The organism is Nocardia sp. GCM10030253 (assembly GCF_042675075.1).
Classification (GTDB): Bacteria; Actinomycetota; Actinomycetes; order Mycobacteriales; family Mycobacteriaceae; genus Nocardia.
Map to the genome: position 1 here is coordinate 251,303 of NZ_JBHTDL010000006.1, position 13,677 is coordinate 264,979.

14 protein-coding genes are annotated in these 13,677 nt (G+C 66.8%); 8 read left to right on the plus strand and 6 right to left on the minus strand.

Features of this window, described 5'->3' with window-relative positions; genetic code table 11:
- Window positions 1-30: 30 nt before the first annotated feature.
- The 3 genes from acs (at window position 31) to ACFQZZ_RS13485 (ending at window position 3,622) form a co-directional block, all read left to right on the plus strand.
- Window positions 31-1,998, plus strand: coding sequence for an acetate--CoA ligase (gene acs, locus ACFQZZ_RS13475; RefSeq protein ID WP_378679089.1), 1,968 nt, complete (start codon window positions 31-33; stop codon window positions 1,996-1,998).
- A 266-nt stretch (window positions 1,999-2,264) separates the two neighbouring features.
- On the plus strand, window positions 2,265-3,185 hold the full coding sequence (locus ACFQZZ_RS13480) for a hypothetical protein (protein WP_378679091.1): 921 nt from the start codon (window positions 2,265-2,267) through the stop codon (window positions 3,183-3,185).
- Window positions 3,182-3,622 carry a hypothetical protein gene (locus tag ACFQZZ_RS13485; protein WP_378679094.1) on the plus strand — a complete coding sequence of 147 codons (441 nt, stop codon included), beginning with the start codon at window positions 3,182-3,184 and terminating at the stop codon, window positions 3,620-3,622. The genes ACFQZZ_RS13480 and ACFQZZ_RS13485 overlap by 4 nt, the downstream gene beginning before the upstream one ends.
- Window positions 3,623-3,643: 21 nt before the next feature.
- On the opposite strand, the gene ACFQZZ_RS13490 is transcribed toward ACFQZZ_RS13485, so the two are convergent.
- The 4 genes from ACFQZZ_RS13490 to ACFQZZ_RS13505 all read right to left on the minus strand — a co-directional run bounded on the left by ACFQZZ_RS13490 (window position 3,644) and on the right by ACFQZZ_RS13505 (window position 6,415).
- On the minus strand, window positions 3,644-4,210 hold the full coding sequence (locus ACFQZZ_RS13490) for a TetR/AcrR family transcriptional regulator (protein ID WP_378679096.1): 567 nt from the start codon (window positions 4,208-4,210) through the stop codon (window positions 3,644-3,646).
- A 62-nt stretch (window positions 4,211-4,272) separates the two neighbouring features.
- Window positions 4,273-4,830, minus strand: a complete 558-nt coding sequence (locus ACFQZZ_RS13495) for a dihydrofolate reductase family protein (protein ID WP_378679099.1) — start codon at window positions 4,828-4,830, stop codon at window positions 4,273-4,275.
- A 29-nt stretch (window positions 4,831-4,859) separates the two neighbouring features.
- Window positions 4,860-5,510, minus strand: coding sequence for an NADPH-dependent FMN reductase (locus ACFQZZ_RS13500; protein WP_378679102.1), 651 nt, complete (start codon window positions 5,508-5,510; stop codon window positions 4,860-4,862).
- Complete coding sequence (locus ACFQZZ_RS13505) at window positions 5,507-6,415, minus strand: alpha/beta fold hydrolase (RefSeq protein WP_378679105.1); 909 nt, start codon at window positions 6,413-6,415, stop codon at window positions 5,507-5,509. The genes ACFQZZ_RS13500 and ACFQZZ_RS13505 overlap by 4 nt, the downstream gene beginning before the upstream one ends.
- A 172-nt stretch (window positions 6,416-6,587) precedes the next feature.
- Between ACFQZZ_RS13505 and ACFQZZ_RS13510 the strand changes: the two genes are divergently transcribed.
- The 5 genes from ACFQZZ_RS13510 (at window position 6,588) to ACFQZZ_RS13530 (ending at window position 12,164) form a co-directional block, all read left to right on the plus strand.
- Window positions 6,588-9,848 carry a BTAD domain-containing putative transcriptional regulator gene (locus ACFQZZ_RS13510; protein ID WP_378679108.1) on the plus strand — a complete coding sequence of 1,087 codons (3,261 nt, stop codon included), beginning with the start codon at window positions 6,588-6,590 and terminating at the stop codon, window positions 9,846-9,848.
- Between the two features lie 349 nt (window positions 9,849-10,197).
- Window positions 10,198-10,869, plus strand: coding sequence for a hypothetical protein (locus ACFQZZ_RS13515; RefSeq protein ID WP_378679111.1), 672 nt, complete (start codon window positions 10,198-10,200; stop codon window positions 10,867-10,869).
- Window positions 10,859-11,434 (plus strand): DUF6529 family protein, encoded by a 576-nt coding sequence (locus ACFQZZ_RS13520; protein WP_378680507.1) that lies wholly within the window; start codon window positions 10,859-10,861, stop codon window positions 11,432-11,434. Before ACFQZZ_RS13515 ends, ACFQZZ_RS13520 begins: the two co-directional genes overlap by 11 nt.
- Window positions 11,435-11,448: 14 nt before the next feature.
- Window positions 11,449-11,910 carry a Rieske (2Fe-2S) protein gene (locus ACFQZZ_RS13525; RefSeq protein ID WP_378679114.1) on the plus strand — a complete coding sequence of 154 codons (462 nt, stop codon included), beginning with the start codon at window positions 11,449-11,451 and terminating at the stop codon, window positions 11,908-11,910.
- A gap of 32 nt (window positions 11,911-11,942) precedes the next feature.
- On the plus strand, window positions 11,943-12,164 hold the full coding sequence (locus tag ACFQZZ_RS13530) for a hypothetical protein (RefSeq protein WP_378679116.1): 222 nt from the start codon (window positions 11,943-11,945) through the stop codon (window positions 12,162-12,164).
- A gap of 27 nt (window positions 12,165-12,191) precedes the next feature.
- Here ACFQZZ_RS13530 and ACFQZZ_RS13535 read toward each other — a convergent pair whose 3' ends face one another.
- Both ACFQZZ_RS13535 and ACFQZZ_RS13540 read right to left on the minus strand, forming a co-directional pair.
- Window positions 12,192-12,659 carry a VOC family protein gene (locus ACFQZZ_RS13535; RefSeq protein ID WP_378679119.1) on the minus strand — a complete coding sequence of 156 codons (468 nt, stop codon included), beginning with the start codon at window positions 12,657-12,659 and terminating at the stop codon, window positions 12,192-12,194.
- A gap of 116 nt (window positions 12,660-12,775) precedes the next feature.
- The gene (locus tag ACFQZZ_RS13540) at window positions 12,776-13,672 is read right to left on the minus strand and encodes a hypothetical protein (protein WP_378680510.1); all 897 of its coding nucleotides are present in this window, start codon (window positions 13,670-13,672) and stop codon (window positions 12,776-12,778) included.
- Between the last annotated feature and the right edge of the window lie 5 nt (window positions 13,673-13,677).

A 13,677-nucleotide genomic window follows, 5' to 3' on the forward strand; every position in this document is an offset into this window, starting at 1 on the left:
GCCACTTGCTGTTTCGATAGGAGAATTACGTTGACCAGCGCAACCACCGACCTCGACACTACCGGCGTCGACAGTGCGCCCGGTGCCACACCGGCGACCTACCCGCCGGATGCGGCGTTCACCGCGACCGCTAATGCCGGTGCGGCCATGTACGACCGGGCCGCGGCCGATCGGCTCGGGTTCTGGGCCGAGCAGGCTCGGCGGTTGCACTGGGATCAGCCGTGGACGCAGGTCCTCGATTGGAGCGATGCACCGGTCGCGAAGTGGTTCGTCGACGGCACACTGAATGTCGCCTACAACTGCGTGGACCGGCACGTGGTCGACGGCCACGGCGATCAGGTCGCGATCCACTGGGAAGGCGAGCCCGGCGACTCCCGGGACATCACCTACAGCGAGCTGCTCGCCGAAGTGTCCAGGGCGGCGAACTATCTCACCGAGCTCGGGATGCGGGCGGGCGACCGGGTCGCCATCTACATGCCGATGGTGCCGGAGGCCATCGTCTCGATGTTGGCGTGTGCCCGCCTCGGTCTCACCCACTCGGTCGTGTTCGCGGGGTTCTCCCCGATCGCCCTACGGCAGCGGGTGGACGACGCCGAGGCGCGGCTGGTGATCACCACCGACGGCCAGTGGCGGCGCGGTGCGGCCGCGCCGCTCAAGGCCGCGGTGGACGAGGCACTCGGCGGCGCGGCGTCGACCGTCGAGCACGTACTGGTGGTGCGCCGCACCAATATCGACGTACCGTGGACCGAAGGCCGTGACCTGTGGTGGCACGACACGGTCACCGATGCCTCTCCGGACCATCGGGCGCAGGGCTTCGACGCCGAACACCCGCTGTTCATCCTCTACACCTCCGGCACCACCGGAAAGCCCAAGGGAATCCTGCACACCTCCGGCGGCTACCTGACCCAGGCCGCCTATACCCACCACAACGTCTTCGACCACAAAGCCGGACAGGACGTCTACTGGTGCACCGCCGACATCGGCTGGGTCACCGGACACAGCTACATCGTCTACGGCCCGCTCGCGAACCGGGCGACGCAGGTCGTCTACGAGGGCACACCCAACTCCCCCGACGAACACCGGCACTTCGAGATCATCGAAAAGTACGGCGTCACCATCTATTACACCGCGCCAACCCTGGTGCGGACATTCATGAAATGGGGAAGGGAGATCCCCGATGCGCACGACCTCTCCTCGCTGCGGCTGCTCGGCTCGGTGGGCGAGCCGATCAACCCGGAGGCGTGGCGGTGGTATCGGGATGTCATCGGCGGCAACCGAACTCCGATCGTGGATACCTGGTGGCAGACCGAGACCGGCGCCATCATGATCTCTCCACTGCCCGGCGTCACGGCGACCAAGCCGGGCGCTGCGATGGCGCCGCTGCCCGGCATCTCCGCCAAGATCGTCGACGACGAGGGCATCGAACTCGACAGCGGCCGCTCCGGTTTGCTGGTCCTCGACCAGCCGTGGCCGTCGATGTTGCGCGGCATCTGGGGTGACATGGACCGGTTCCGGGAAACCTACTGGGACCGATTCGCCGACGCCGGTTGGTATTTCGCCGGTGACGGCGCCAAGCTCGACACCGACGGCGACCTGTGGGTACTCGGCCGCGTCGACGACGTCATGAACGTCTCCGGCCACCGCATCTCCACCGCCGAAGTCGAATCCGCGCTCGTCGGCCACTCCGGAGTCGCCGAGGCCGCGGTGGTCGGCGCCACCGACGACACCACCGGTCAGGCCATCGTCGCGTTCGTCATTCTCACCGCGGGCGCGGACAACACCGGCGCGGCACTGATCGCCGAACTGAAAGCCGAAGTGTCCAGGGAGATCAGCCCGATCGCCCGCCCACGCGAAATCCACATCGTCCCCGAACTCCCGAAAACCCGCAGCGGCAAGATCATGCGCCGTCTGCTCCGCGACGTTGCCGAGGGCCGAGAACTCGGCGATACTTCGACCCTCGTCGACCCGAAGGTCTTCGAGACCATCGCGCGCGGATAGGCGACGCGGAATGCGGCGGACCCGATCACCACAACGATGAGGGGGACCGGGTCCGCCGCTCCGCGTCCAGGGACACCAGCGCTCGAGCGCTTCGCGTGCCGGTGTCCGTGCTTGGTTCCAGTCTTCAATCGCGACTGTTGTTCTCAGGCTTGGGAGCACCGACCTTCCCGACGAGGCGCTGGGTAGTACGTTTTGGATTGGATGCGTGTCTTCTTCTGCGATGGAGCAGGGTTGGGTGGCGTCCGGGTGCGATGAGGTGAAGTGAGGTGGGCGTGCGGGTGGAGTTCTCGAAGTCGGCCATTGTCGTCCAGCGAGTGGCGAACGACTTGGTCGAATCATTGGGCCAAGCTGCGGGCCACACTGCAAAATTGTTCGACGGTGCGGCAGAGCGAGTAAAGGGCACCCGGGTAATTCCCGTTGCCGATGGTGACGGCGGAGGGAGGGTCCGCCGGAATGCCGTCGATGAGCCCACCGATACGCCGAATGGGCGATTGCACGGCGCAGATACTCGAGTTCATGCGCCGGAGCGAAGAAATGACGGTGAGCCGGTAGAAGATTCCGGTGAGAACCGAGACGGGATCGGACCATCGCCGCTCGTCGAAACAGGGCTGGGCGCGAAGGTCGACGCACTGGTTGCCAAGTCTCCCTCACTCTCGGCAAGAGTAGCTCAGCTGCAACGTGACGGATGGAAGATACAATACGGTCCGGAAGGCGACGGAATTTACACAGAGCTCGACGACAAGATCATTGTTATCGATGGCGAGTTGATAAGGGGCAGCGTCTATTCGACGCGAGTTCTTTCTCATGAGGTCGGCCACGCCCTGTACCCGAAGGAATTCGTTCCATTGACATCGGGAATGACACGAGACCAGTGGGTTTCCGATCGGGTCGGTGTCATGATGAAGATGGAAGGTGAGGCCGAGCTGATCACGCACCAGACGTTTCGCGAGATAATGGACAATGACGGCCTGCAGCCTGATCAGATCCGGAAGTTCCCGGTGCCGTACATGGACATATACGACCGGCATGTGGCAGGTGAGTTGACCAGAGATGAGGCTCGTATCGAGGTCGGCCGTAACTTCTTCCGGGACGAGGAGTTGAGCACCGGAGAGGGTAACTACCACGACTACTATGTCAACCTGTACCGAAGTATCTGGGACGAGGAAGTCGGGAGGGAAACGTTTTGACCGACGGGTTCGAGATCGAGATACGTAGGCTGGTCGATCGCGTATTGAGCATCCAGGGCTCCTTCACGCCGACGGCCGTTGCGGATGCATGTGCGGTCTTGTTGCACGAGAGCACATCCATGAGCAGCACAATGCAGCAATACGAGGGAAATCCCGACGACGGACCTTTTTCCGTTATCGAATATCGTGGGCCCAAATCACCCGAGGGCGAGCCGACCAGCCTGGTGGCAATGAAGGTGCGAGATGACGTCCGGGTAAACCAGGGCGACCTGCGCGGGCTGTTCAATTTTTCCTTGGACGACGTCGACGTCAATCCGAGAATACCTCCCGAAGGAACGGTCTCGTACCGCGAGAGGCATGGGAGCAGAACGCTTTTCGTGCAATTCAAGGCCAAGTCTCGATTGCTTCGGCAGATTGCCGTGCACGAAAATCTCTGACACGCCAGGCCGGCGACCCGCTCAACGAGCCCGCGGGCGTTCCAACAGGAAGTCGGCGGCGCGGACGACTACTTCGTGACGGGTACGGCCGGGGTGGTCGGCGGCGAGGAAATGGTTGCCGATAGCCAGGCAGAAGACGAGGAGGCTGCGGACTTCGATTTCGTCGGGGTCCGAGCAGATGCTGCCGAACAGTTCGCGTGCATATTCCATGCGGTAGTTGTCGACGCGGCGGAGGCGCTCGGCGACCGCTTCGTCGCGTCGGGCCCAGTCGCGGACGGCGAGGTCGATCGGTAGCTGGCGGTCGGTGGAGAAGGTGAGCAGGCCCGCGCGGCGGATCTTGGTCTGTGCGTCGCCGCCCTCGCGTTCGACCTGGGCCCGTACTTCGTCGGTGCTCTTGCGTTCCCAGGTGTCGAGCATTTCCGCCAGCAGTGCGTTCCTATCGGCGAAGTGCCCGTAGAAGCCACCCTTGGTGACGCCGAGCGCCTGCGCGAGGGCCTCGATGCGAACGGCATCCGGACCGCCGGCCGCCAGCGCCGACAGGCCCTGCTCGATCCAACTGCTGCGCGGAGTACGTGTGACGGCGACCATGCCATCAGTATCGCTCCCCCGATAGCGCGGCTGGGAATTCGCCGGACCGCTGGTCGCCGAGCTCAGGCGGCGGGGGTTTCCGGGCCGTAGGTGGCGATGATGATGCCGGTGTCGAGAATCCTGGTGTCCAGCAGCCGCATCGGGGTCTTGGTGGTGTCGCGGTAGATGAGGTGTTCGGGGTCGGCGCGGCCCGCGAAGATCGGATGGATCCAGAGGCGGACCTCATCGAGCAGGCCGTGTTCCAGGAGCAGACGAGCTACGGGGCCGTGGCCGTACATCAGGATGTCGCCCTCGGTTTCGGCTTTGACGCGAGCGATTTCGGCGGGGACGTCGGAGCCGAGGACAGTCGTGTTGTTCCACGTCGGGTCGGTGAGGGTGCTCGATACGACGTATTTCTTCATCGCGTTGAATTTGTCGGAGAACCAGTCGCCGGTGCGCTGCGGCCATGCCTGCGCGAAACCCTCGTAGGTCTGACGCCCCATCAACAGAGCGTCGGCCGATTTCAGCTGGGCGCCCGCGAATTCCATGGCTCCCTCTTGGAAATATTCGAAATGCCAATCCTGCATGTTGTCCATCAGGCCGTCGAGGGACACATTGGTGGATTCGATGATCTTTCCCATGGTCTGCTCCTTGTTCGGTTGGGTTTTTCTTACAGCACGAAAGGTGCTCTGGCGCGGGCATCGCGCAATGCGTGTGCCCACCAGAGGAGTTGGTCCACCGCACCGTTGACGGATTCGTCGAGCTCGGCGTCGCGGCGGGGCCAGCTGCCGTCGGCGGCGAAGCGCTGCCAGACCTTGGCGATTGCCACGGTGCGGCGAATGGGGACGGCGTTCAGTTCGCCGAACACCTGCCGCAGCTGGGCGGCGGCCTGGCTGCCGTCGGAATCTCGGCCGTAGCTGACGACGGTGACCGGTTTGGCGGCCCATTCGGTGTCGAACCAGTCGATGGCGTTCTTCACCGCCGCCGGGAAGCTGCGGTTGTATTCGGGAGTGACGACGACGAAGGCGTCGGCGGCGGCCAAGCGCTTTCCCAGGTTCCGTACCAAGGCGGGAACCGGTTGGTCGTGATCGGTGAGCTGATCGGGCAGTTTCACGGCGGCGAGGTCGATCGGGTCCAGCTCCACGTCACGGCGGCGACGCAACCGGCCGGCGAACCAGTCCGCCACCGTCGGCCCGAATCGGCCGATGCGGGTGCTGCCGAGGATCAGCGCCACCCGCACCGGGCCCGTGGTGGGCACCGCCACGGCCGGGCTGGTGCCCGGTTCGTCGGTGCCCACTGTTCGAACGCTGAGCTCGCTCACCGGGCGTCCTTGACAGCTGCCTCGAGGAAGGCCGGGATGATCGGCAGCAACAGGTCGGGGCGGTGCACCAGAGTGATGTGGGTGGTGCCGGGCAGGATGGCCAGCTGCGCGTTCGGCAGACCCGCGGGAGTGTCGCCCATGATGCCGCCGCCGAAGAGCCGGAACAGTTCGACGGCGTGCTCGGGCCTGACGATGTCGGAGTCGCCGATCACCGTGAGTGTGGGCGCTTTGATCTGGCGCACCGCCTCCGCGGCGAAAGCGGGCATCCCGCTCTGGTCGTGGTCCTTCACCCGCGCGACCAACTTCGGGAAGTCCTCGGGGCGCGGGGCGTTCTTCAGGTAGTCGTTGTGGAAGGGCGAACCGTGCAGCATTTCGGGCTGCAGATCGGCCAGGCCCTCCAGCAGACCCGGGTGCATGGCGCCGGCATCGAGTCCGCCCGCGGCCAGGATCTGCTTGCGCACCAGTTCGGGATGCTTCAGCGTAATCTCCAGGGCGACACCGGCGCCCATGCTGTAGCCGAGGACATCCGCGCGGCGCACGCCGAGCTGCTGCAGCAGCGCCACCGTGTCTTCGGCCATCTGCGGGGTGCGCAGGGGGCGGTCGATGTCGGTGGTGCGGCCGTGAGCCTGCTGCTCGACGGCGATCACCTGACGAGTCTTGGACAGTTCCGGGATCAGCTCACCGAAGTCGGTGCCGATGCCCGACAGCGCGCCGTGCAGCAACACCAGCGGCGGCTGCTCGGTCGGGGTGCCGTGCACCTCGTAGTACATGTGCAGGCCGTTCACGTCGGCGTAAGCGCCGGGCGACGCGGCGGCGGGGGCCTTCTTGTCATCGGCAGCTGAGCAGCCCGACAGCAGCGCGGCGGCGGCGAGGGCAGCAGCGACGAATGCGGTGACGAGTTTCATGTCGGTTCCTTCGGTGGTCGGTGTTCTGCGTTGTCACCAACTCTGGCCCGCGCACCTTCCGGTTTCTTTACGGTCCGATTCCGGCGGCACCCGATAGGCGCGGCCGGACAGAGTCCGTCGACAGTCCCGCGCTCGGCCGAGCGCAGGCGAGGGCACCGCATAAGCTGCGCACATGCGTTTCGGTGTGCTGGGTCCGTTGACGGTTTGGACGGATGCCGGCGCGGTGGTACCCATTCCGGGTGCCAAGGTGCGGGCACTGTTGGCAGACCTACTGGTCAACGGCGGTCAGCCGGTCTCGGCGGACCGGCTCATCGATGACATCTGGGCCGATGACCCGCCGGGCAACCCCGCGGGCACGCTGGCGGCCAAGGCATCACAGTTACGCAGGGCGCTGGAGGATGCCGAGCCCGGTGGTCGCGACCTGGTGGTGTCGCCGCCGCCCGGCTACCGCCTCGGCGGTACCGATGTCGACGCGTCACGCTTCCGCGCACTGGTCGCCACCGCCCGCGCAGCCACGGACACGGCCGCGCGTGTGCGGGCACTCACCGAGGCGCTCGGCCTGTGGCGCGGCCCTGCCTACGCCGACTTCCGGGATGCGACCTTCGCCGAGCCCGCGATCGCGCAGCTGGAGGAACAGCGCCTGGTCGCCGTCGAGGAACTGGCGGAGTCGCGGCTGTCGCTGGGCGAATACCGCGAGGTAGCGGGTGATCTCGCGGCCTTCGTGCGCGAACATCCGCTGCGTGAGCGGCTGCGCGCGGGCTACTTGCGGGCGCTCTACGGTGCGGGCCGTCAGGCCGAGGCACTCGATAGCTACGAGGATCTGCGCAGACAGCTGGCCGACGACTTGGGATTGGACCCGAGTCCGGAGCTCGTTGCCCTGCACCGCTCGATCCTCGGGCAAGAGCTCCAGTTCGCCGCGCCACGACCGGAAACCCTGCTCCGACGGCGCAACTCCAATATCCCGGCCCAACGCACCGAGTTGATCGGCCGCGACGCGGATCTGACGCGCCTGCGCGACACGGTATCCGACATCAGACTGGTGACGCTGACCGGTCCCGGCGGTGTCGGCAAGACCCGTCTCGCACTGGCCGCGGCCGCCGGACTGACCGATCGGTTCCCGCAGGGCACCTGGCTGGTCGAGCTGGCGCCGCTGCAACCGACCGCGACCGACGGCGCGACCTGGCTGGCGGAGGCGGTGTCGCAGGTGCTCGGCATCCGGGCCACCGACGGCACCGATCCGGCGGACCTGCTCTGCGAGGTGCTCGCCGACCAGGAGCTATTGCTGGTCCTCGACAATTGCGAACACGTCGTCGACCACGCGGCCGACCTCGCCGAACTGCTCCTCGGCGCGGCACCGAATCTGCATATCCTCGCCACCAGTCGCGAACAGCTGCGGCTGCCCGGTGAGGACATCGTGCCGGTGGAGCCGCTGCCGGTGCCCGCGCGCGAGGTGACAATCGACGAGCTCGAACAGTCCAGCGCGGTCCAGCTTTTCCTCACCAGGGCCCGCGCGAGCGCCCGCGACTTCGTTCTCGATGCCGACACCGCCGAACCGGTCGCCACCCTGTGCCGCCGACTCGACGGCATCCCCCTCGCCCTCGAACTGGCCGCGACCCGGGTACGGGCGCTCGGCGTGCACGAGATGGTTGCCCGCCTCGACGATCGCTTCCGCCTGCTGGCCACCGGCCACCGCGGTGCCCCACCCCGCCAGCAGACCCTCACCGCGATGATCGACTGGAGTTGGGGGCTGCTCGACGAGGCCGAACGCGCGGTTTTGCGCCGACTGGCCGTACACGCGGGCGGCTGCACTCTCGACGCCGCCGAAACAGTATGTGCGGCAGATATTGATGGGGAGGCTGCCACCGCACCGGTCCGGCTCGACCCGTCCACTGTCGCCGATATTGTTGCGCGACTGGTGGATCGCTCGCTGATGCACACAACCGGGCGGCGGTATCGGCTACTGGAATCGGTGGCGGCATTCAGCATGGATCGGCTGGCGGAAGCGGGTGAGGCCGCTGCGGTGCATCGGGCGCATCACCGGTACTACCTGCTGCTTGCCGAACGGGCAGCGCCCGAGCTGTATGGCGCGGACCAGCACCGGTGGTTGCACCGCCTGGACAGCGAGGGCGCGAATCTGCGTGCCGCACTGGATGGATTCGTGCGCGGCGGCGACGCCGATCATGCGCTGCGACTGGTGAATGCGCTGGCCTGGTACTGGCTACTGCGTGGTCGCTTGAATGAGGCTCGGCGGTGGTTCGAAGCGGCCCTCGCGCTCGGCGGTGCGCCAGAGCATCGCGCACCCGCCCTCGCGTGGAAGGTCGGACTCGCCTTCCAGCAAGGCGAATTCACCGACGGTGCCGCGAAGCGCGCCGCGGTGTTCGCCGTCTATGACACCGTCGATGATCCGGCGGGACGGGCTCGTGCCGAGCTGTTCCTCGCCTTCTCCGCGCTGGAAGCCGGCGACCTGCCGGAGCTGGAAGCACTGGTGCGCCGGGCACTTCCGGTGTGTGAGCGGCTCGGTGACCGCTGGGGTATCGCGGCCGCGCACGTGGCGCTGGCGAAGTTCGCGCACAGTCGGGTCGATTTGGCCGCCCTGGAGCACAATGCCCGGTCCGCCGCACGGATCTTCGCCGAGATCGACGACCGCTGGGGCAGGCTGCAGGCCGCCGAATGGCTCGGCGGCCTCGCCGAATTGACCGGCGACCTGTCCGGCGCCGCCGAGATCCACACCGAGGCGCTCGGTCTCGCCCAGGAACTGGAACTCTGGGGCCAGGTGTGCACCCACCTGTGCTGGCTCGGCTGGATCACCATGCAGCACACCGAGTTCGACCGTGCCACCGCGCTCGGCGAACAGGCACAGCGGATCGCGGCCGAGCACGGCTACGGTCCCGGCCGGGTCTTCGCCTCGGTGGTACTCGCCTTCGCCGCCCGCCGGGACGGCAAACCCGATGTCGCGGAACACATCCTGCGCGACATGCTCGCACTGACCCCGCCCGACGCCGAAGAGACCCCGCTGTTCCTGCCGATGCTCCAGGTCGAACTCGGCTACATCCTCGAAGAGCGGGGCGAGTCCGCGGCCGCCCTCGACCTCCACCTCGCCGCCTTCGACGGCGCCCAACGCATCGCCGCGCCACGCGACACGGCCTTCGCTCTCGCCGGACTGGCCACCGCCAGCGCGGGCCTCGGCGAATATGACACCGCCGCACACCTTTTGGGTGCCGCCGAAGCCGTCCGCCTGGCCAACGGTATTGCGCTGCTCCCCGCCGAACGCCCGGACATCGACCGCCCTACCGACACCGTCCGAGCGGCTATCGGTAATCGGGCGTTTGTCGCAGCCCACGTCGCGGGCGCCAAACTGACACCGAGCGAGGCAAGAGCGCTGGCGGCAGCGGCGCAGCGATCGCATCACACCGCCGGGGCCGATCGCGGCTGATGGCCTTCCGGCCCGGCGACCTCAGGCAGGTGTTCGTCGACCGCGAATCCCCGGAGGCAACGCGGGCCGAGACGTCGTAGTGCCCCGATAGCGGTCACGGCAGGTCCACGCTGGCCTCCGCGGCCCTGACGCCTCGGGCTTGATTCACGCGCGCCCTGCCCGTCGCGGGCCAGGCGCGTGACCAGCAAACACGCATTCATGACACGCCGATCGACGGTGCCGTGAATGTCCGTTTGAACCGCTCGGGTGGTCTACCACGTAGAGAATGCGAGACAGCGGTACCGACGCAGCGTGGGGTTCGGAGATCGCTTCGGCCGGTCCGTCGACGGCCGCACATCTAGGAGACCCTATGAAACGTCTGGGACCATTGCTCACCCTCGGGGCGGTGGCCGCACTGGCCATTGTCCTGCTCGTCGTCAATATGTCCAAGGAGACCGAGCCGACGCAGGCGAAGCCGAATTCGATGTCCGCGACGACCACCGCACCCGCGGCGGGGCCGACGACACAGCCCCAGCCGACCACCGGCACCCCCGCGGCAACCCCGTTCCCTGTCAAGGCCGACTACATCGGCACGATCCCGGTGCAGTCCGGCGGCACCATCACCCTCTCGATCACCGTGCAGGGCGACAAAGCGACCGCATACGCGTGTGACGGCAAGTCGATCGAGTCCTGGCTGCAGGGCAGCGCGACGAATGGATCGTTGCGGCTGACCGGCAAGAACGACGCCCGGCTCGAGGGCGGCTTCGACGGCAGAGCCGTGAACGGGACGCTGTGGATCGGCGGCAAGCAATGGGGGTTCACCGCAGCGCCGGTGCAACCGCCTGCCGGGCTGTACGTCTACAGCGAAGGAGGCCAGCGCCAGAGCTGGATCGTCGACGCGAACGGCGGCGTCACCGGAGTCCAGCGTGCGGCCGACGGTTCCACCTCACCCGCACCCGCCCTCGCGACCGACGCGACGGCCATCGTCAACGGCAAGAAGATAACCGCGAACAAGGTAAGTGGTGGTGACAGTGTCGGCTGATCGAGAGGCCCCGACCGTGCGGGTTCAGCCAAGCGCCGCGTCGGCGGCGGCAATCGTCATCCCGGCGCTGATCGGCGCGGCCGTCGCCGTAGCGCTCGGGGTGTACGGGAAAGTGCATGACCCACAGTTTTTCTCGGTCAACGTGGCCGGATTCTCCAGCCCAACGGCGGTGAAGACGTGGCTCGCCACGCTCGCGACCGCATTGGCCCTGTTCCAACTCGCTTCCGCGCTGAGCATGTACGGCAAAATCCGCGGATTCGCACCGTCCTGGATCGGCGTGGCACACGTCTGGTCGGGCAGGCTCGCCGTACTCGCCAGCGTTCCTGTCGCGGTGCACTGCCTGTACGCCCTGGGGTTCCAGGACTACGACACGCGGGTGCTGCTGCACTCGCTGTTCGGTTGCTTCTTCTATGGGGCCTTCGTCGCCAAGATGCTGCTGTTGACCCGAAAAGGGTTGCCGAGCTGGGTGATTCCGGTCGCGGGCGGCCTGACACTCAGTGGCCTCACCGGCATCTGGCTCACCTCCGCCCTGTGGTTCTTCCAGAACAACGGCATCACCTTCTGAACGGAGATCGACCCATGACGAACGACGAACTCATCCTCCGTAGGCGCGCCGTGGTGGCGGGCGCGGGCGTGGTGGCAGCCGCGGCCGCGCTCACCGCGTGCAGCACCTACGGCAAGAACGATTCCGCGCAGGCACCCGCACCGAAACCCGCCACCGCCGCGGCGCCCGGCCCGAATGCCGCCGCTGGACAACCGAACCCGAGTGCCATCGCCAAGACCACCGACGTCCCGGTCGGCGGCGGCCTGATCACCGGCGACGTCGTAGTGACGCAGCCGAGCGCCGGGTCCTTCGTCGGTCTGTCCTCGGTCTGCACCCATGCGGGCTGCAAGGTGGCCGAGGTGTCCGGCGGCACCATCAACTGCGCCTGCCACGGCAGCAAGTTCGGCCTCGACGGCTCGGTGGTGACCGGCCCCGCGACCCGCCCACTCGCCGCGAAGAATATTCGCGTCGAGGGCGATTCGGTGATCCTGGGGTAGAGCTCGTCCGATAGAAGTCTACGGAGATCGACATGTCCAATACCGACGTCGAGACCAAGAACATCGGCATTCTCACCACCCAGAGCCACTGGGTCCGCATCGCCGAGGGCAAAGCGATCGAGCACTGGGCCAACCGCGACGACCTCGGCACCGCGACCCAACTCGGCTGGGCACCACCCAGCCCTGCTTACCTGGCGCGCATGCAGATGGCCACCCGGCGGGCGCGGCGCAACGCCCGCAGGGCGACGCACTGACCAGGAACGCTTCAGTGAGCGGTTCGGTCAGGAATTGCCGAACAGTTCGGCCATCCGCTTGTCCATCTCCTCCGGCGAGACGTCCTCGACATGGGTGGCCACGGTCCAGCGGTGACCCCACGGGTCTTCGAACGAGCCGCTGCGGTCGCCGTAGAACTGGTTGGCCACGGGCGTGATTTCCCGTGCGCCGCCCGCGAGGGCGGCGGCGTGGGCGGCGTCGGAGTCCTCGACGTAGACGTGCAGGTTGACCGGAGTTCCGCCGACCGTCTTCGGGTCGAGGAAATCCATTTCGGGAGCGGGGTCGCCGATCATGACGACGGAATTGCCGAACATCAATTCACAATGCGCGATCTTCCCGTCCGGGCCCGGCATGCGCATCCGCTCCGACGCGCCGAAGATGCGCTTGTAGAAATCGATGGCAGCCGCGGCGCCATCGATCGCCAATCCTGGCGAGACCACCGGATATCCATCGGGAAGAGGCTTGACATCGGACATTGATTGACCTCCGGGAGAAGGCGATTTTTGTCGGACTAGCCGAGCCTATTACCGAGCGCGGACAAAAATGTCCGATCGAACCGATGATCTAGGAATTCCGTCCGCGATTCATCGGCTCATTCCGTCCACGACACCTGCGTATTGATCGTTTGCCGCAACACACTGTCGCTGCGCGAGTCGCGGTAGGCCTGATGCCCGCCGACGGTGATGGCGCCCGACACCGGCAGTGGCAGCCCGAGGTCGACGGTGATCGTTCCGGTGCCCTGCATGACGTAGTCCTGGATGTCGAGGGTGCCCGCGTTGTTGGGCATCGCCCACACCGACGACTTCGGCGTCTGCGTCACCTCGAGCTCGATGGTCAGCCGGTCGCCCTCGCGCTTGGTCAGCGTCGCCGTTGTGACCTGGTCGAGCGTGACGCCGCCGGTCACCTCCTGGCGCACCGTCCACACCGCGCCCTCGCCGACCGGCTGGTCGGGAAACGCGATCGAGCGGTAGACCGCTTGGTAGAAGGCTTGCTCGAGCGCGGTCCGCGCGGCATTCGAAGTATCCGGCGACGGCTCCAGTCGCAGCGCGGTGATCGCGCCGAGCTCGCTCATATCGAAGCCGGCGCGTGAACCGTCGGCGGCGGTGAGTGCCTTGGCGAGCGAGGGGTCCGGGCTGGTGATGGTGCCGAGGGTCAGGTCGACGTCATCGTCGTCGTCACCCGCGCGTGCGGTCATCGGGATCGCCAGCGCAGGCGTCGAGAAATCGCGCGGCGGCTGGTCGTTGATCTGCTGCTGGATGCGGTAGTCGGTGCGCAATGTCACTTGCTGCGCGGTGCCTGGCAGATAGCTCGGGCGCAGCAGAGCGCGCGGCTCGGCGCCCGGTGAGACGACCGTGGTGACCGCCGCCGCGATCGGCACCGTCACTTCCTTACCGATTCCGAGCGGCTCGGTGCTGTCGGATTCGCTGCGCGCCTCGGTCCCGTCGCCGCAACCGACACCGAACGCCGAAAGCCCCAGCGCGAGCACCATCAGCA